This window comes from Chloroflexus sp. (assembly GCF_056331925.1).
Genome location: NZ_JBWGQH010000029.1, coordinates 1 through 17,393, shown reverse-complemented (window position 1 = coordinate 17,393; position 17,393 = coordinate 1). Strand labels below are relative to the sequence as shown.

18 protein-coding genes are annotated in these 17,393 nt (G+C 54.8%); 13 read left to right on the top strand and 5 right to left on the bottom strand.

Annotated elements, in window-relative coordinates:
• The first annotated feature begins 2 nt into the window (after positions 1-2).
• The 3 genes from AC01ZF_RS14345 (at position 3) to AC01ZF_RS14335 (ending at position 1,996) form a co-directional block, all read left to right on the top strand.
• Entirely contained in the window at positions 3-1,091 is a 1,089-nt protein-coding gene (locus AC01ZF_RS14345) for a Gfo/Idh/MocA family protein (RefSeq protein WP_476575451.1), read from the top strand.
• Between the two features lie 231 nt (positions 1,092-1,322).
• Positions 1,323-1,634 carry an ArsR/SmtB family transcription factor gene (locus tag AC01ZF_RS14340; protein ID WP_287908626.1) on the top strand — a complete coding sequence of 104 codons (312 nt, stop codon included), beginning with the start codon at positions 1,323-1,325 and terminating at the stop codon, positions 1,632-1,634.
• Positions 1,631-1,996, top strand: coding sequence for a hypothetical protein (locus AC01ZF_RS14335; protein WP_424677177.1), 366 nt, complete (start codon positions 1,631-1,633; stop codon positions 1,994-1,996). The genes AC01ZF_RS14340 and AC01ZF_RS14335 overlap by 4 nt, the downstream gene beginning before the upstream one ends.
• 73 nt (positions 1,997-2,069) lie before the next feature.
• On the opposite strand, the gene fusA is transcribed toward AC01ZF_RS14335, so the two are convergent.
• From fusA to AC01ZF_RS14320, 3 genes are all read right to left on the bottom strand, one after another.
• Positions 2,070-4,181 carry an elongation factor G gene (gene fusA, locus AC01ZF_RS14330; RefSeq protein WP_424677178.1) on the bottom strand — a complete coding sequence of 704 codons (2,112 nt, stop codon included), beginning with the start codon at positions 4,179-4,181 and terminating at the stop codon, positions 2,070-2,072.
• Positions 4,182-4,352: 171 nt separating this feature from the next.
• Positions 4,353-4,808, bottom strand: a complete 456-nt coding sequence (locus tag AC01ZF_RS14325) for a universal stress protein (RefSeq protein ID WP_424677179.1) — start codon at positions 4,806-4,808, stop codon at positions 4,353-4,355.
• Between the two features lie 24 nt (positions 4,809-4,832).
• The gene (locus tag AC01ZF_RS14320; protein WP_287908614.1) at positions 4,833-5,162 is read right to left on the bottom strand and encodes a hypothetical protein; all 330 of its coding nucleotides are present in this window, start codon (positions 5,160-5,162) and stop codon (positions 4,833-4,835) included.
• A gap of 263 nt (positions 5,163-5,425) precedes the next feature.
• Between AC01ZF_RS14320 and mscL the strand changes: the two genes are divergently transcribed.
• Positions 5,426-5,839 (top strand): large conductance mechanosensitive channel protein MscL, encoded by a 414-nt coding sequence (mscL, locus tag AC01ZF_RS14315; RefSeq protein ID WP_424677180.1) that lies wholly within the window; start codon positions 5,426-5,428, stop codon positions 5,837-5,839.
• A gap of 54 nt (positions 5,840-5,893) precedes the next feature.
• On the opposite strand, the gene AC01ZF_RS14310 is transcribed toward mscL, so the two are convergent.
• On the bottom strand, positions 5,894-7,006 hold the full coding sequence (locus AC01ZF_RS14310; protein WP_424677181.1) for a nucleotidyltransferase family protein: 1,113 nt from the start codon (positions 7,004-7,006) through the stop codon (positions 5,894-5,896).
• Between the two features lie 113 nt (positions 7,007-7,119).
• Positions 7,120-8,091, bottom strand: coding sequence for a GDP-mannose 4,6-dehydratase (locus AC01ZF_RS14305; RefSeq protein ID WP_476575450.1), 972 nt, complete (start codon positions 8,089-8,091; stop codon positions 7,120-7,122).
• Between the two features lie 255 nt (positions 8,092-8,346).
• Here AC01ZF_RS14305 and AC01ZF_RS14300 point away from each other — a divergent pair, with 255 nt between their 5' ends.
• The 9 genes from AC01ZF_RS14300 (at position 8,347) to AC01ZF_RS14260 (ending at position 17,089) form a co-directional block, all read left to right on the top strand.
• Positions 8,347-9,294, top strand: coding sequence for a MerR family transcriptional regulator (locus AC01ZF_RS14300; protein ID WP_424677183.1), 948 nt, complete (start codon positions 8,347-8,349; stop codon positions 9,292-9,294).
• A gap of 123 nt (positions 9,295-9,417) precedes the next feature.
• The gene (locus tag AC01ZF_RS14295; RefSeq protein WP_424677184.1) at positions 9,418-10,413 is read left to right on the top strand and encodes a phytoene/squalene synthase family protein; all 996 of its coding nucleotides are present in this window, start codon (positions 9,418-9,420) and stop codon (positions 10,411-10,413) included.
• Positions 10,414-10,500: 87 nt separating this feature from the next.
• On the top strand, positions 10,501-11,028 hold the full coding sequence (locus tag AC01ZF_RS14290; protein WP_424677185.1) for a DUF2085 domain-containing protein: 528 nt from the start codon (positions 10,501-10,503) through the stop codon (positions 11,026-11,028).
• A 192-nt stretch (positions 11,029-11,220) separates the two neighbouring features.
• Positions 11,221-12,423 (top strand): S1C family serine protease, encoded by a 1,203-nt coding sequence (locus AC01ZF_RS14285; protein WP_424677186.1) that lies wholly within the window; start codon positions 11,221-11,223, stop codon positions 12,421-12,423.
• Positions 12,424-12,552: 129 nt separating this feature from the next.
• Entirely contained in the window at positions 12,553-13,860 is a 1,308-nt protein-coding gene (hisD, locus tag AC01ZF_RS14280) for a histidinol dehydrogenase (RefSeq protein ID WP_424677187.1), read from the top strand.
• A gap of 1 nt (position 13,861) precedes the next feature.
• On the top strand, positions 13,862-14,119 hold the full coding sequence (locus AC01ZF_RS14275) for a YggT family protein (RefSeq protein WP_012616217.1): 258 nt from the start codon (positions 13,862-13,864) through the stop codon (positions 14,117-14,119).
• A 127-nt stretch (positions 14,120-14,246) separates the two neighbouring features.
• Complete coding sequence (locus tag AC01ZF_RS14270; RefSeq protein WP_424677188.1) at positions 14,247-15,902, top strand: spermidine synthase; 1,656 nt, start codon at positions 14,247-14,249, stop codon at positions 15,900-15,902.
• Between the two features lie 322 nt (positions 15,903-16,224).
• On the top strand, positions 16,225-16,731 hold the full coding sequence (locus AC01ZF_RS14265; RefSeq protein ID WP_041470365.1) for an HNH endonuclease: 507 nt from the start codon (positions 16,225-16,227) through the stop codon (positions 16,729-16,731).
• The gene (locus AC01ZF_RS14260; protein WP_424677189.1) at positions 16,718-17,089 is read left to right on the top strand and encodes a YraN family protein; all 372 of its coding nucleotides are present in this window, start codon (positions 16,718-16,720) and stop codon (positions 17,087-17,089) included. The genes AC01ZF_RS14265 and AC01ZF_RS14260 overlap by 14 nt, the downstream gene beginning before the upstream one ends.
• The last annotated feature ends 304 nt before the right edge of the window (positions 17,090-17,393 follow it).

Below are 17,393 nucleotides of genomic sequence, written 5' to 3'. Positions count from 1 at the left end.
CGATCCAACAACTTCGCGTACTCTGCGCCCTTCGCGCCTTTGCGTTAATTGTGTTACGAAGTAGACTTATGATCGGAATTATCGGTACCGGTTGGGGTACACGTGTACAAGTACCGGCATTTCGCGCAGCCGGGTTGGTCGTGACGGCGTTGGCCGGTAGTAATTCGGCTAAGACCGCGCGGATCGCCCAAGAGCTGGACGTTCCCTTTGCGACTGCCAACTGGCGTGAAGTATTGGAACGAGACGATGTACGGTTAGTGAGTATTGTTACTCCACCGTACTTGCACCGCGAAATGGCGGAAGCGGCATTAGCTGCCGGTAAGCATGTGTTATGTGAAAAGCCAACAGCGTTGAACACCGCTGAAGCAGAAGCGATGATGGCGGCATCCCAAGCGCATCCCTCCCAATTAGCCCTTATTGATCACGAACTCCGCTTCTTGCCGGCGGTGCAGGTAATGCGAGCACGAGTTGTGTACGGCGATATCGGTGAAGTACGTGCGGCTGAGGTGCGTTTTGTTTCAAGTAGTCGCGCTGATCCGCATCGTCAGTGGGATTGGTGGAGTGAACGTGCTGCCGGTGGTGGCGTGTTGGGGGCGATTGGCTCGCATCAGATCGATCTGTTGCGTTTCATCCTAGCCGCTGAAGTGACGCAGGCGCAGGGGGTGGTGCAAACCTTTATCACGCAGCGGCCTGATTCTGCCGGTGCGCTGCGCCCCGTGACCAGCGATGACTATACTGCGGCGACGCTGCGGTTTGCGAGTGGCGCAGCGGCAACGTTGACGGCGACGGTCGTGGCGCGGACGAATGAGCCGCTCTCGGTGACGGTCTATGGCAGCGCCGGTACGTTGCGCTTCAGCGATGGTCGTTTGTTTATCAGTACCGGTGATACCTTCCATGACATTACCCCACCGCATACGGTCGATCTGCCGGCCTCGCTGATCGGTGAGTTTCCGCAGGGCACCGTCTATCTCGGTCATGCGTTGCGCGCGGCGTTGGCCGGTCAATACGAAGCGATTGCACCGGCAGCGAACTTTGGCGATGGCCTTGCGATTCAGCGGGTGTTAGACGCGATTCGTGGGGAAGACGCCTAAGAGACGGTACGGTCTACGGTACAGTTATGATTGAACGTGAGGGAGGATTTCCCTCGCGTTTCTTGTTTGTCGGCGCGATTGCCGTTTAGCACAGCAAGAGAGCATCAGTATCTGAAACTGAAAGCTTCTCACAAACCGTGATGCTGCTAAGAAGTGATTCACCCTCTTCTCCCCTTGACAATCGCCCCTTCACCGTCGTACAGTAAGGTACACGCGGAAAGGAGGCCGACGATGGCGACGGCACACCAACGTATGCTTGAACAAGATGATCGACGGTTGGCGCTGCTTTGCAAAGCGCTCAGCCATCCTGCGCGTGTACAAATCCTTCGCTATGTTATGCGTCATCCTGGCTGTATTGGCAACCAAATTTTATTGCACATGCCCGACGACGGCCCTCACGCGCAGTCCACGATTTCCCAGCATTTACGTGTTCTCCGCGACGCCGGCCTCATCGAAGCCTACGATGACGGCGCGGCGGTCTGCCACTATGTGAATCCTGACAATCTCGTGTGGTTGCGCACCTATCTGGAACAACTGGTATGACGGCATCTCTTATGGCGATCCTTGACGAGCAACTGGCTGCCGCCGAGCAAGCGGTGATGGCGAGCACCGGTGGTGCTGCGTGGTGTCAGTTACAGCGTGACGGCTGGGTAACAGGCGGGGTTAAGTACGACGAAGGGCGGTTAGCCGCTTTGATGGCGATCCGGCGTCGTTGGCGTACCGGCGATCCGACAGCGTGGGTACAGTTGCTCGTTGATGAATTACAACAGTGGCAGCAGGGTTTGGCCGATGTGCAGAAGCAACCAAAACCTGCGCTGCCGTGGCTGGCTTACCGGCAGGGTGGGGTTGATGCGTTAACGATGTTGTACGAAGCAGTGCAAAACACGCTTATTCGGCCAGCGTGACGTGATGGCAGATACCTATCGCCATCCATAAGCGGGGCGGCCGGTACAACCGCCCCGTTTACGTTATAAATCGCTAATGGCTATGGGCCGCCTCTAGTTCCTTCTTGTATGCTTCGACGATCTGGTTCACCAGATGCGGTGGTACCTCTTCATAACCGGCAAAGCTAATTGAGAAGCGGCCGCGTCCCTGCGTCATGCCCCGTAAATCGGTAGCGTAGCGCTGAATCTCGGCGAGTGGTGCCTGCGCGTGAATGACCGTCTTACCGTTGCCGTGCGGCATCATCCCTTGCACGCGGCCACGGCGCGTACTCATATCGCTCATCACGTCGCCGGCGTACTGGTCGGGAACGATGATCTCCATATTGTAGATCGGTTCGAGGATGATCACCCCGGCTTTTTGTGCAGCAATCCGAAATGCCTCTTTCGCCGCTGTCTTAAAGGCGATCTCCTTCGAGTCAACCGGATGTTCTTTGCCATCGAAGACAGCAGCTCGAACATCAACGACCGGGTTGCCCGAAATAATCCCTTCTTCCATCGCCTCACGAATACCCTTCTCGATGGCCGGCATGAAGCCACGTGAAATGACACCACCTACGATCTCGTTCACAAACTCAAGCGGATCTTCGCGGTTAGGATCGGGTGGGAGCGGTTCAACGCGCAGCGACACATCGGCAAACTGGCCGGCACCACCGGTCTGTTTCTTGTGGCGGTATTGGCCTGTCGCAATCGAGCGAATCGTTTCGCGGTACGGAATGCGCGGCAGCTCAAGGTCGATATTCACGTCGAACTTACGCTTCATCCGTTCGGCGACGATCTGCAAGTGGGTTTCGCTCAGGCCGCTGAGGAGCGCTTCGCCGGTACGTGGGTCACGTGATACGTGTAGCGAGGGATCCTCTTCAATCATGCGGCTCAGAGCCGAACTCAGCTTATCGAGATCGGAGCGACTACGCGGCTTAACCGTAGCAATAAACGCCGGCACCGGGAACTCGATTGGTGGGAGGGCCAATGGACGTGATGGCAGACAGAGGGTGTCATTTGTTTGGGTGTCACCGAGCTTGGTCAGCAAACCGATGTCACCGGGACCAACCGCTTCAACCTCGATCTGCTCTTTGCCTCGAACAATGTAGACGTGTCCGATCCGTTCTTCTTTCCGAGTTCGTGCATTGATCAGCGTCATACCGGCTCGCACTTCACCGGCGAAGACACGGAAATAGCTCAACTTGCCATACGTATCGGCGACTGTCTTAAAGACCAGTGCTGCGAGCGGCACACTGCGATCAGGACGCAGTTCAATCTCTGTTTCACTGTTTAGATCGGTTGCCGTCGTCGTCTTGCGACCGGCCGAGGGGATCGAGTCGATAATCCCGTTGAGCAATTGGGCAATCCCAACGACCTCGGTAGCCGAACCACAGAAGACCGGCACAATCGTACCGTCGGCGATACCCGTGCGGAGACCGAGCAGCAGCTCCTCGCGGGTAAGCGCATCTTCACCACCTTCAAGGTAGCGTTCGATCAGATGATCGTTGGTTGCGGCAATTTTATCAATCAGGGCCGTGCGCCACTCGTGCATCAGAGTGTCAAGTTCAGCGGGCACATCGGCCTCGATATAGCCACCGTCATGCTTCGGGCTGGTCAGCCATGCCCGTTGTTGGCGCAGCGAGATAATACCTTTGAAGTCTTTACCGCTGCCGATAGGGATTTGCAACGGAATAACCGCAGCATCGAGGATCTCACGCGCCTGCTCGATCACGCGGTAGAAATTCGCATTATCGCGGTCGACCTTGTTAACGAACAAGATGCGGGGAATGCGCTGCTGAGCTGCCATCTCCCAGAACAGTTCAGTCCCCACTTCAACACCGGCGCTAGCATCGATGACGATCAACGCTCCATCGATCACGCGCATCGCTGCTGCTGCCTCACCGGCAAAATCGGCCGCACCGGGCACGTCAATCAGGTTGATCTTATCACCATTCCATTCCAACGGGAGCACACTCAGCGAAATAGACATCCCGCGTCGGTGCTCGTCGGGGTCGTAGTCACTGGTGGTTGACCCGTCCTCGACGCGCCCCATCCGCGGGATGACGTGGGCGGTCATCAGCATTGCCTCGGCCAGCGTTGTCTTCCCGCTGCCGAGGTGACCGAATATGCCGATGTTGTGAATCCTTTCCGATTCGAACGCTCGCATGGCTGTCCTCCTTGACGCAAGCCCGCGCCCGATGGGCGTGTGCTGGAAAGGAAAAAAGTATTGTTAAGAACAGATTATCAGAGTGATGACGGTTGCGTCAATAGGTGACAGCACAACACAGCTTTTGCACACCCAATTCACAGGGTGAACTTTTGTTACAAGAGCTGCGACTTACGCTTTCACCTCCTTCGGCCGAATCACCAGTACCGGCGTTGGTGCGACTTGCACTACCTTCTGAGTAACGCTGCCAAACACCCAGCGGCTCAGTCCGCTACGGCCATGGGTAGCAATCACGATCAAATCGACATCATGGTGTGCGGCGTAGTCAATGATGGCTTCAGCCGGTGGCAAAGCACTAATCTCGATATGCACCTTATAGCCTTCGCCTTGGAATTGTTTGGCAATGTGTTGTAAATACTCCATTGCCTCTTGTTCCATAACGCTAATCGCATCGGCGGTAGTAGCCAGCATCCCGCTGTAATCGACACTGGTCGTAAAGATCGGTGGTACTGCACGAAGCAGAGTAATCTGCTTGGTACCTTCATCAGCGGCAAGTGCATGGACATGCGGTAATACCTGCTCGGCAAGAGGCGAGCCATCAAGTGGGACGAGAATGTGGCGGTACATAGCAACCTCCTTGTTGCTGTCTCATTACGATCCAGGATCGTCGAGTGGACGAGGGTTCCAACGTCGGTGGCCTTCGATGACTTGAGCTAAGCTGCCGTCGGCATTCAGCAAGAGACGGAGTGAACGGCGCAGATCGCAGCTTGGGATCGTGCAGACGGACGGATCGGCCATAGCATACGGGCATTCACCAACATTTTGGCAACGTGCCACCGAGACGGCGTAACGTGGACTGCCCGGTGGCCCGTCGAGGGTTCGTAGGATTAGTGGTGCATATTGTAAGTCAGGCGCGATGGTACGTAGATGTGCGCGCGCTCGAGCAATCATTGGATGCGGTGGTCGTTTTGGTCTTGCCATGTTCCAATCCTTCCCCGCTGGAATCACGTGTAGTCGATGATACTATGTACACGTTATCACAAATTCAGCACGGATCAGGATCATACTTCACAACCGTCTGTGAAAATTTTTAGACTAATGTTCAATAGGTAACGGATCAACTTTTACTGGTAAAGACATGTGTTGAGCGATCGCAATCGTTCTACCGTGAAACGTCGTCCCATACGTGGCTATTTCGTCATCGGTAGTTAGCTTAGTCAGTATTAGTGAAAGGGGGTAATTCAGTGATCAACGAATTTCGAACCTTTATTAGCCGGGGGAATGTTCTCGATCTCGCGGTGGGTGTGATTATCGGTGCAGCATTTACCGCGATTATCAATTCGTTCGTCAACGACATCATCAATCCACTGCTTGGCCTACTGCTAGGGGGGCGGGCCGATATGAGTAACTATTTCTTACCACTTGCCGGTCAGACGGCAACAACACTGGTCGAAGCACGGGCGGCGGGGCCAGTATTGGCGTATGGGTCATTTCTCAATGCAGTAATCAATTTTCTCTTCGTAGCTTTCGTGATTTTTTTGATTGTGCGAACGGCTAACCGGTTCAACACGAGACCGGCGGAGCCACCTGCTCCGCCTCAACTAACACCAAGCGAGCGGTTATTGGCTGAGATTCGCGATCTTCTAGCGCAGCGTTGAACAACAAAACGGGATGCCGAACATCACGCTGTTCGGTATCCCGTGGCAAGACTACTAAAACGAGATGGCTCGGTCGCCGAGAGTCGTACCTGGCCAGATGCGAATGCCACGTTCAAGGCGGTTTTCTTGCCCAATGTGGCACTCATCGCTGATAATCGTGCCGTCGGTGATGTGAGAACCTTCGCCAATCCGGTTGCCGGACCCCAACACACAATTGCGCAGAGTCACGCCTTCTTCGATCACGTTGCGTTCCCACATCACAACGCCCTCGATTTGACACTCAGGACCAATTTCGCACTGTTCACCGATCACCGTTGGGCCGATAATGCGTGTCCCGCGACCAACCCGGGTGCCGTGACCGATAACAACCGGACCAACAATTTGAGCACTTGCATGAATATCCACTTCCCCTTCTACCCAGATACGTTCACCTACTTGTTGGCCGCGAAAATGATACTGAACTTTGCCGATCAAAATATCGTGATGCACATCGAGATATGTCTGCGGCTTGCCGATATCGGTCCAGTAGGCGCGCGACGGAAAGCCGTACATGGGGTCACCGGTCTGAAGCACAACCGGGAAGAGGCCACGTTCAAACATATAGAACTGATTGGGCGGCACGTAGCGAAAGATCTCTGGTTCGATCAGATACGTTCCGGCATTAACAAAATTGGTCGTAATATCCTCAAGACGCGGTTTTTCCAGAAACCGGCGCACACGTCCGTCGCGGTCGGTTTCAACCAAACCGAATTGAGTCGGATCATCAACCGGCGTGAGCGAGATCGTTACTTTACTGCCCCGTTCACGGTGAAAATCGAGCATTGCCTTCAGATCGAGATCGGTCATCACATCGCCGTTAAAAATGAACGTTGTTCCATCGAGCAAATGTTCGACGTGCTTAACAGCGCCGGCAGTACCACGCGGTTCAGGCTCTTCCACGATGTGGAGCCGCATATCGAAACGCGAACCATCACCGAGGGCGGTACGGAAGCGGTCGGCCAGATACTGAACGGCCAGGATCACTTCGCGGATGCCGTAATCGCGCAGTCGGAGCAACATCCATTCGATAAACGGCTGATTGACCAGTGGTAGCATTGGTTTGGGTGTGCGGCAGGTAAGCGGACGCAAACGTGTGCCCTGGCCGCCAACGAGGATTACTGCTTTCATAGCTCACACTTCTCGTGAAACAACAATGCCACTATCAGTTAAAGATGGGCACAATATAGCGCCACTATACCACAAACAGCTTACGAGACAGCGGCTGCTTAGTGACGATTTTCTTAAGTAGTAGCCAGTGCTTCGGCGCGAACTCGTTGTCGCCAGTAGGTTAAAATATCGTGCAACGTTTCGGCCAACGTGTAGCGTGGTTCCCAGCCGGTACGAGCACGAAGACGGCTCGCATCACACACGACAAGGGGAATATCAATAGGGCGCGTTAATTCGGGATTAAGGCGGACTTCGACTGGTACAGCGCATTCGGCCAGCAGCATATCGAGCAACTCGCGGATCATCACCGCTCTGCCCGATCCGACATTATAGACTGCGCCACTCTCGCCGTGTTCGGCCAAGAGGGCATAGGCCGCTACGACATCACGCACATCGGAAAAATCACGTTGGGCGGCCAAATTACCGACTTGCACAACTGGAGGTTGCAATCCAAGCTCAACGCGGGCGATTTGGCGGGCAAAGGCGGCCGTGACGAAGCGTTCGTTTTGGCGTGGCCCGATATGGGTAAATGGCCGTACTCGTACCAGATCGAGGCCATGGCTGTAATGATACTGCAAGGCTAGTAGGCTCTGAGCGGCTTTGCTGACACCATACGGGCTGGTTGGGCGTAAAGGGGTATCTTCATCGATTGGTAAATCGGCGGGATCGATCTTCCCATACTCTTCATTCGTGCCGATCACCAATACGCGGGTCGTCATTCGATACTCGATTAGGGTGAGAAAGATATGTAATGCGCCGAGGGTATTGGCGGCTAACGTTCCGGCCGGATCACGAAACGATTCGGGTACGAAGGGTTGGCCGGCTAAATGAAAAATCACATTGGGCCGCACCTGTACGATAGCCCGCATGGTCGCTTCGAGGTCGGACAGATCGGCCTGCACCACCGGTACTTTGCTGGCTAGCTCCGGGAGGGTAATCGTTGCCGAACGAGACAATCCCCATACTTCCCAGCGTCCATCCGCTAGCAAATATTCGGCAAGATGACCACCGACAAAGCCATTGATCCCAGTAATCAGTGCCCGCATAGGTATTCTCGCATCCTACCATAGTGGAGGTAGAAATTATGTTGCATTTGTATGTGCATTTTATTGACAGTGATTGTGCAACATGCTACAATATTCACAACATTGTACCACGCCCGCTAGACTGTCTGTGCAGTCATGAAGCCTTTACCCGGCAATGTCGATGCAGGCAATGATCGTGGTACGGTAGGGGTTAGGTGTAAAGATTATGCGCCATCGCTACATCACCGTTTGAGCGCTGGGAAGGGTCGTCCAACGATGGCACCGCAACACTTTCTCTCCCAATTTTCAGACAAGCCGCGTTACAACACGAAGGCTGTCGCACAGGAGACAGGCGTGCCCGCCGACACTTTCCGCGCATGGGAACGACGTTACGGTATACCGCGTCCACAGCGCACTGAAGGCGGCCATCGCCTCTACTCCGAACGTGACATAGCCACAATTCGCTGGCTGCGGGATCGCACCGCCGAAGGGTTAACAATCAGCCAAGCGATTGCGCTCATGAATGATGGGAGCGAGACGGGACTCTCGTGGCTCAATACGGCTGTCGATACCGAGCCGCATACGTGGGAGCGGATGCAAGCGCGGATGATTAACGCGCTGACCGATTTCGATGCAACACGCGCCGAGCAGATATTGGGTGAAGCGTTCGCGCTTTATCCGCTTGAAGATGTCTTTTTGAAGTTGATTCAGCCGGTGATGATCGAGATCGGTGAACAGTGGCATGCCGGTCGCATTTCGGTTACGGCCGAGCATTTTGCGACCCAGTTTGTTCGGCGCAAACTGTCTAGTCTGTTCAATACCTATAACGTGACCGAAGGTCGTGGGTTGGTGGTTGTGGGGTGTGCGCCGAGCGAGCAACATGATTTGGGCGCATTGATGCTGGCCGTCTTTCTTGTGCGCCATGGCTGGCAGGTTGTGTATCTCGGTCCTGAAATACCGATCAGGGATTTGCTTGATGCGGTACGCCATGTTCAACCCGATCTGGTGTGCCTCTCGGCTTCAACCACTGAAACAGCTACGCAACTTCTTGAGATTGGTCGGGCTCTGCAACAACTACCACCACCTACACCCCTGTTTGGATACGGTGGCCGTGCGTTTAACCTCAACCCTGTGCTGATCCACAAGATGCCGGGAACGTTTCTAGGTCGTGATGCGCAAGAAGCTGTCGAAAACGTTGCATCACTCCTGAGTCGCAGTCGCTGATAGGTCGTTGTTGTCCAAGCGTTATTGTCTGCTAAGACAATAACGCTTGCCTTGCTCTTGTCTGCGTGAGTAAAATTGCGTATAGTAAAAGCAAGTGTGACTATGTGACAAAAGGAGTGCGGTGTGTCGTTGAATTCAATCTCGATTATCACGCGCGGGAACGGACTGCCGGTTAGCCAAGCACTGCCGGCAGACGAGCAGCTTGCTCAGCTCTTTCATCTCAGCGATGCACCTTCCTCGTCGAGTGCCGACCAACTGCCACCGCCGCGAGTTCGTTCACTGGCAGAGGCGTATGCCTTCTGTGATGAGGTGATCCGCCGTCACTCCAAGAGCTTTTTCTTTAGTACCCAGTTCTTGCCGCCACCACAACGACGAGCTGTGCGAGCGTTGTATGCGTTCTGTCGCACAACTGATGATACGGTTGATATGGCGAGTTCTGATCCGGCAAGGGCATTAGCCGAATGGGTGCGCGTGGCTCGTCGTCCGTGTCTCGATACGGTACACCCGGTCTTGTTGGCATGGGCCGATACTTGTCAGCGGTATAACCTTTCCCCACATCTCATCGATGAGTTGTTGGCCGGAGTAGCGATGGATCTGACGATCTCACGCTATGCCACGTTTGCCGATCTGTGGCTCTATTGCTACCGGGTAGCATCGGTGGTGGGGCTGTTGGTGATAGGGATTACCGGTGCTGCGCCCGGAGCGACACCATACGCGATTAAGTTAGGCGTGGCCTTGCAGTTGACGAATATCCTGCGCGATGTTGGTGAGGATGCCAATCGTGGGCGGGTATATCTGCCGCTCGATGAGCTGGCCCGCTTTGGTTTGACTGCCGATGATATTCTGGCCCGGGTCTACGATGAGCGTTTCATTGCGTTGATGAAGTTTCAAATCGAACGTACCCATCGTTTGTACGATGAGAGTTGGCCCGGTATTGCCCTCTTACCACCTGAAGTGCGACTAGCAGTGGCAGCCGCAGCGCGCGTCTACCGCGGTATCCTTGATAAAATCGTTGCGAACCGGTATGATTCCTACGACTGCCGTGCGTATCTGTCACTGCGCGAGAAGGTGGCACGTTTGCCCGGTATTTGGTGGGATGTGCGTCAATTGGGTAGGTAGAGGTGAGGTTCACGCTTTGCCGGTGATGTTTGTGCTAACTAGATGCATTGCCGTACTACTCTTCATCGTTGTGATTGAGATACCACTATGACTGCACAAGTTCTTGCCACGCAACCGCCGATACGTTCATGGCCGCGTTGGATGTTCGATCTGTTGCTATGGATTTTATTCCTCGGCCCGCTCGCCTCACCTCTATTCCGCGCTACCGGTTTACCACTGGTGAGTGATACCGGTGCCTTAGCCCGTGATGTGCTGGCAACGTTCATCTGTCCGACGCCGGAACGTTCCTTCTTCTTATTCGGTTGGCCGATGGCTGTTTGCGCACGATGCTGGGGAGCAACCATTGGGCTGTGGTGGGCACGGCTAAGCGTCGGTGAGCGTGCGCCATCGCTGTTGGTGTGGTATCGCACGTTAGTATGGCCATGGCGTTTGGTCTTGGCTGCGCTTCCCTTCTTGCTCTGGCCGCTTGAAATTATTGGTCATTACAGCGGTTGGTGGTTTGCTCCGCTGTGGCTTTTGCTACTCAACGGTATGCAAGCCGGATTTGCCGCCGGTCTCTTTTTTGCCTCAGTTTGGCCCGGTTTCTGGCCGCAACCGCACGCAATGCGGGTATAAACGGGCTTGCAAAGGTCTGGTTGCGTAATTCGTCTTCCAGGGAGAACGTCGATTAGTACGGTAGACGATAGCGCGTTTTGCCAAGTGTAGATAGAAATTTGGTAATGTAGGGGCACGGCCTGCCGTGCCCCTATATTTAAGTGTTGGATCAAGGTTTGCAACGGTTTTCATTTCATACCTCGGAGATTGCCCATGCGCCGTATCATTTCGCTCTTGCTGTTGGCCGTGCTTATGAGTTGTACGCGCCCCGATATTCCTGCTTCACCTATCGCCCAGGCCCCAACGCCAACCGCACCACCGGTACGCCCAACCGATGCTCCGTTGCCACCTATTCAGGCGCCTATGCCGACGACGAGTACCGAGGTGGCGTTTACCGAATATGAGCAGCGTTTGATTATGCTCTACCAACAAGCAAGCCAAGCAGTCGTCAGTATCGATGTAGTGGTTGATCAGCGTGCGAATCTGCCACCAGGTCACCCACCAATTTCACCCGATGGTCCGACCGGACAAGGGTCTGGCTTTTTGTTTGATGCACAGGGGCATATTGTTACGAATCATCACGTCATCAACGGAGCATCACAGATCCAAGTCCGTTTTGCCAATGGGGCGACGGTTGTGGCCGATCTGATCGGGAGTGATCCCGATAGCGATTTAGCCGTCATTAAGGTGACCAGCCTGCCTGAAGGAATGCGACCGCTTCCACTCGGCGATAGCCGGTTGGTACACGTGGGGCAGATGGCGGTGGCGATTGGTAGCCCGTTTGGTCAGCCGAATACATTGACCGTTGGTGTGATTAGCGGCTTAGGGCGTACCCTGCGTGGGCCGAGCCGTGATTTTGGTTCGTTTAGTATTCCCAATGTAATCCAAACCGATGCCGCTATTAATCCCGGTAACTCTGGTGGTCCGCTGCTGAACCTCCGTGGTGAAGTGATCGGTGTCAATACCGCAATTAGCGTGAGCTTAGGAGGGAGCAGTTTTGAGGGGGTTGGTTATGCGGTATCGGCGCAGACGGTGGCGCGCGTTGTCCCGGCACTGATCACGCATGGGCGTTATGACCATCCATGGCTGGGCATCAGTATGACCACCATCGACACGTTATTTGCCAATCGCTTTGGATTACCGGTTAATCGTGGGGTGCTGATCGGTGTGGTGCAAGCCGACAGCCCGGCCGGCATGGTCGGCTTGCGTGGCGGAACGAGAGAAGCGACCTATCGTGGTTTGCCGGTTCTACTCGGTGGTGACATCATTTTGGCGTGTAATGACGTGCTGATCTTCTCAAGCGACCAATTGATAGGTCTACTCGACCAGTATCAAGTTGGTGATCAGGTGGTACTCACCATTCAACGTGACGGCGAGCAAATGCAAGTGACCGTTACCTTAGCAGCGCGCCCATAATCGATAAGGTGCGGTACAATGACAATACCATTGGTAAGCTGGGGTTTTGCATAGGCTGTACGCTTGGTTGCTCAACCCTGCTCCGCGGTGGGTGATTGGTCGCGAGCGAGAGTTGTAACGAGTAAAACCATGACCATTCCGATTATTACCGATCTTGCTGTTGCCCGTGCCGGGATCTTACGTCGTGCGTTCCTCGATGACGATACTGCTACGGTGACGACGGTTGCCGAGATTATTACTAACGTCCGGCAGCGTGGTGATGCTGCGTTGCACGAGTATACCCGTCGCTTCGACGGTGTCGACTGCGAGGTTATCGAGATCCCGCGTGAACGACTGGCAGCGGCAGCAGCCGATATCGATCAATCATTGCGGCAAGCATTGTTGTTAGCGATCAACGGGATTCGCCGCTTTCACGAGCGACAACTGCGCAACTCTTGGGTGGAGTTTAGCGTCGAAGGAGCATTAGGGCAGATTGTGCGACCGCTCGATCGGGTCGGGATATACGTGCCCGGTGGTGCAGCTCCCTTACCGTCGTCGCTGATCCACGCGGCAGTGCCGGCCCGGGTCGCCGGTGTGCGTGAGATTGTGGTCTGTTCACCACCACAACGCTCAACCGGTGAACCGGCGATGGCGGTTCTCGCGGCGGCGCATCTGGCCGGGGTTGACCGCTTCTTCGCCGTCGGTGGTGCGCAGGCGATAGCTGCCCTTGCTTACGGGACGGAAAGTGTGCCGCGTGTTGACGCAGTAGCCGGGCCGGGCAATCGTTACGTGATCCAAGCGATGCGGATGGTTTATGGAACGGTTGGGGTAGTGAGTTTGCCAGGACCAACAGAGACCCTCATCATCGCCGATCAGACAGCAAATCCCCGCTCAGTAGCGGCCGATCTGTTGGCACAGGCCGAGCATTTCGAGGCCAGCGCAATCTTGCTCACGCCCGATTGGGGGTTGGCCGAGCACGTGCAGCGCGAAGTGGAACGGCAATTAGCAGGGTTGCCGGCGGTGAATGCGCAGGCTGCCCGCGATGCGGTGACTCGGCGTGGTGGGATTGTCATTGTACCCGATCTGACAACGGCATTCGCATTAGCTAACGAATACGGCCCGGAACATCTCTGCTTACTGATCGCCGAACCATGGGCCTATGTTGGTGAAGTGCGGAATGCCGGTGGTATTTTTTTAGGTGAAAATTCGTTTGAAGTTCTCGGTGACTACGTGGCCGGCCCGTCACACATTATGCCGACCGAAGGCACGGCTCGTTATGCCTCGCCGGTCAACGTTGATAGTTTTCGGAAAGTGATCTCACTTGTTGGCCTCAATCGGGCCGGTTTGAAGCGGATTGGACCGGCGGCAATGCGAATTGCCGAAGCTGAAGGTCTCTTTGCACATGCGGCGGCGGTGCGGACTCGGCTGGAATCGCTCGACAACGACGGGAGGGAGTAACATGTCAGGCTTTTTGGTAAGCTTTGTTAGCATCCTGTTTACTGTGTTGTTTTATGCCATCTTAGGAAGAGTATTGGCTTCGTGGATCGATCCACAAGCTAACTTTCCGGTGACTCGTTTTTTGCATGAGATCACCGAACCGATTTTAGGTCCGATTCGCAGCATTATGCCGAATATTGGCATGTTCGATTTTTCGCCGATTGTGGCAATGTTGGTATTACAACTTCTTGAACGATTAATTATTAGTGCAATCAGATAAGGTGTAGAGGTACTATCATCTAGCCCATCTATAGAGATTACGGGAACGTTCCTCGTGCGATGTGTCGGTGTTTCCCGTCGCTAGAAGGTGATCATATCAACCATCTTGCGATTGATGAGATAGAAACATGACAAAAAAACAATTCGCGGTCGGTGAGCGATTGTTACTCGCCGTCGTCTTTCTTGCCGGGATCGGCACACTCGGGATCGAAATGGTGATGCCGCGTATGCTGGCCCCGTTTTTTGGCACCTCACAGCCGATCTGGGCGGTCGTCATTGGTATGACGCTCGTCTATTTGGCAATTGGGTACCGGTTGGGTGGTCTCGTTGCCGACCGTCGTCCCGATTGGCGCTTGCTGTTTCAATTGATCGGTTGGGCCGGGCTGAGCTGTGCGGTCATCCCATTTATCGCCCGTCCGATCTTGAGCACGGCTCAAGGTGCGTTGCGCAATGTCGCTGCCGGAGGGTTTCTGGCCGCACTCATCGGGGTCATCTTACTGTTTGCAATACCGGTGACATTAATGGCGATGGTTAGCCCCTTCGCCATTCGGTTGCAACTGCGCTACGCCGAGGATATTGAGCGAGCCGGTCGCACTGCCGGTACGATTTCGGCACTCTCAACAATTGGATCGATTGTTGGCACCTTCCTCACCGTCTTGGTGCTGATTCCGACTATCGGTGTTACCAGCACGCTGTTCCTCTTTGCCGGGTTCTTGGTTGTGCTCAGCCTCATCGGGTTGCGCGATCCGCGTGGGCTACTGTTGGTGATAACGGTGATTGTATTGGCCGGCGCGTACCAGCTTACAACCGGTGTCATCAAAGCAGCCGATTGCCGTAGTTGTCGCCTGATTGCCGAATTCGAGTCGGATTACAACTATATCCAAGTTGCCGAGCAAGAGCTCACGTACAGTAATGGCGTGGTCGATCGGCGGCGCGTGTTGATCCTCAACGAGGGCTTAGCGTTCCATTCGATCTACCGGCTTAAGTATCGCGAAACCGGTGATCCGCTCGATCTCCTCACCGATGGTGGGCCGTGGGACTACTTCACCGTTGCACCCTACCTCTATCCCGAGACCGACCCAGCAGATGTGCGTTCGCTAGCCCTCCTCGGCGCCGCTGCCGGTAGCATCGCCCAGCAGTTCTTAGCGATTTACGGCCCAGATACGATCATTGATGCTGTAGAAATCGATCGCAAAATCAGTGAAGTTGGGCGACGTTACTTTGATATGACCGATAGCAGCCCAAAAGCACCTTACTTCACCACCTACAACGAAGATGCGCGGTATTGGCTGGCAACGACTGACCGGCGTTACGACGTGATCGGGATGGATGCCTACCACCAGCCCTATATCCCGTTTCACTTGACCACCGTCGAGTTTTTTCGGGAGGTCAAAGCTAAACTCAATCCGCGTGGCGTTGCAGTCGTCAATGCCGGTCGACCGGCGAGCGGCGATGATAGGTTGGTGAATGCCTTAGCATCAACGATGTTGGCGGTCTTCCCCCAAGTGTATATCATCGATACACGCTTCAACAATGCGATCATCATTGGGGTCAATCAACCGGTTGGTGATGGTATTGTTCATTTCATCGAAAATGCCGCGCGTATTGATATACCGGCGCTGCAATTGGTGATGGCCTGGTCGCTCTATGAAGGTCGGTTTGGGCCACTGCGCGAATTCACACCGGAGATGGCCCAGTTCCGTCCGTTTACCGATGATCATGCCCCGGTTGAACAATTGATCGACGGTATTATCTTCAGCGAAGCAAATAAAATGGTGCGATAGTGGGTTGACAACAAAACGCGACGTATGTTACTTTTATATTGGCCCGTTAGGCTAGTTCAAATAAGGTCAAATTACATGGATTATTCGCCGTTGCAACATCGCTACTGTCAATGCTCGCCACCGGTCGGGCAAAACGCCTGCTATTGTGCGTCGCGATACCGCATTCAGCGCACAATGGGCGGTGACAGTGCGGCGTTGCGCGCGATTCGGGCTGTATCCTCCGCGAACCGCATCAGGCCGCTCTAGCGCGGGGCCATGACGCCCCCGGGCAAGAGCCTTTGTTATCGTGATAACATCGGTTCATGTTAAGGGGGGGTGTCACTTGGCACAGCGAGTCCTCGTTCTCAACGCAAGTTACGAGCCACTGCAACTGATTTCGGTACGGCGTGCGCTTATCCTCCTCTTGCAGGAAAAAGCCGAGTTGGTCGAAGCTGCTATGCAGCAGTTACGTGCTCAGTCGGTGACGTACAGTGTACCGCTGGTGATCCGTCTGGTACGCTACATCCGGATTCCGCGCCAACTGCGCTTGCCCTGCTCGCGGCGTGGCGTGTTTGCCCGCGATCGTGAGACATGCCAATATTGTGGCAAACAGCCGGGGCGGGCGTATTTGACGATGGATCACGTCATCCCGCGCTCACAAGGTGGGCAAACCACGTGGGAGAATGTCGTAACGGCTTGTCGTGATTGCAACCACCGTAAAGGTGGGCGAACGCCCGAACAGGCGAATATGGTGCTCCTCTCAACGCCGCGCCAACCGCAGTATCTGGCCTTTGCCCTGCTCGGTGAGCTTGAGCGGCACGATGTTTGGCGCAAATATGCCTACACCTAAGCGGCAGCTCGGAGATAGGGGTGAGCAGATAGCTGCTGCCTATCTCGAACAGTGTGGCTATACCATCATTGCGCGCAACTGGCGTTGTCGGAATGGTGAGATGGACTTGGTCGCTCGTGATGGCGACCACCTTGTGTTTGTTGAAGTGCGCACGCGCCGAGACGAATATGCGCTTGAGTCGCTCCTGTTGCGCAAACGACAGCGCTTGGTGACCCTCGCTTACCACTATCTGGCAGAACACGACGTGCCCGAAACAACCCCATGGCGGATCGATGTGATCGCACTGACCGTTGTGAGAAACCGATTGGTCGTTACCGATCACGTGATTGCGGCAATCGGTGAAGAGGGATGTGCGTAAACAGTTTACTACGTCTCTGCGGTGCTGTAATTGCGCGACGAAGCTCGCTCTAGATCAACCGTAGTGACCGAGCCCGCTAGGATCCTCGGTGCGAGTTGGTGCTGTTGGCAGTGGCGTTCGTCCCAATGTGTGAGTAGCCGTTGCCATGAGAGCTGGGTGGGTGCCATACTCATCTTCCGGGTGGAAGGTGAGGGAGCGCAATGGTTCATCCCTCACTCCTTCCCCACGCTAAGATTGCTCGGGCGCTGGTGCGCTCTCGCAATGACAGTGGGGGGCAGTACTATTTGTCATTGCGAGCGTATTG

Bases quoted from the DNA above. Each gene is read 5' to 3' on its own strand.
- AC01ZF_RS14325 (WP_424677179.1), bottom strand. From the start codon at position 4,808: ATGTACCGCCACATTCTCGTCCCACTTGATGGCTCGCCTCTTGCCGAG.
- AC01ZF_RS14340 (WP_287908626.1), top strand. From the start codon at position 1,323: ATGGCGACGGCACACCAACGTATGCTTGAACAAGATGATCGACGGTTG.
- AC01ZF_RS14260 (WP_424677189.1), top strand. From the start codon at position 16,718: ATGCCTACACCTAAGCGGCAGCTCGGAGATAGGGGTGAGCAGATAGCT.
- AC01ZF_RS14270 (WP_424677188.1), top strand. From the start codon at position 14,247: ATGACAAAAAAACAATTCGCGGTCGGTGAGCGATTGTTACTCGCCGTC.
- AC01ZF_RS14285 (WP_424677186.1), top strand. From the start codon at position 11,221: ATGCGCCGTATCATTTCGCTCTTGCTGTTGGCCGTGCTTATGAGTTGT.
- AC01ZF_RS14305 (WP_476575450.1), bottom strand. From the start codon at position 8,091: ATGCGGGCACTGATTACTGGGATCAATGGCTTTGTCGGTGGTCATCTT.
- AC01ZF_RS14310 (WP_424677181.1), bottom strand. From the start codon at position 7,006: ATGAAAGCAGTAATCCTCGTTGGCGGCCAGGGCACACGTTTGCGTCCG.
- AC01ZF_RS14290 (WP_424677185.1), top strand. From the start codon at position 10,501: ATGACTGCACAAGTTCTTGCCACGCAACCGCCGATACGTTCATGGCCG.
- AC01ZF_RS14275 (WP_012616217.1), top strand. From the start codon at position 13,862: ATGTCAGGCTTTTTGGTAAGCTTTGTTAGCATCCTGTTTACTGTGTTG.
- AC01ZF_RS14320 (WP_287908614.1), bottom strand. From the start codon at position 5,162: ATGGCAAGACCAAAACGACCACCGCATCCAATGATTGCTCGAGCGCGC.
- AC01ZF_RS14335 (WP_424677177.1), top strand. From the start codon at position 1,631: ATGACGGCATCTCTTATGGCGATCCTTGACGAGCAACTGGCTGCCGCC.
- AC01ZF_RS14300 (WP_424677183.1), top strand. From the start codon at position 8,347: ATGGCACCGCAACACTTTCTCTCCCAATTTTCAGACAAGCCGCGTTAC.
- fusA (WP_424677178.1), bottom strand. From the start codon at position 4,181: ATGCGAGCGTTCGAATCGGAAAGGATTCACAACATCGGCATATTCGGT.
- hisD (WP_424677187.1), top strand. From the start codon at position 12,553: ATGACCATTCCGATTATTACCGATCTTGCTGTTGCCCGTGCCGGGATC.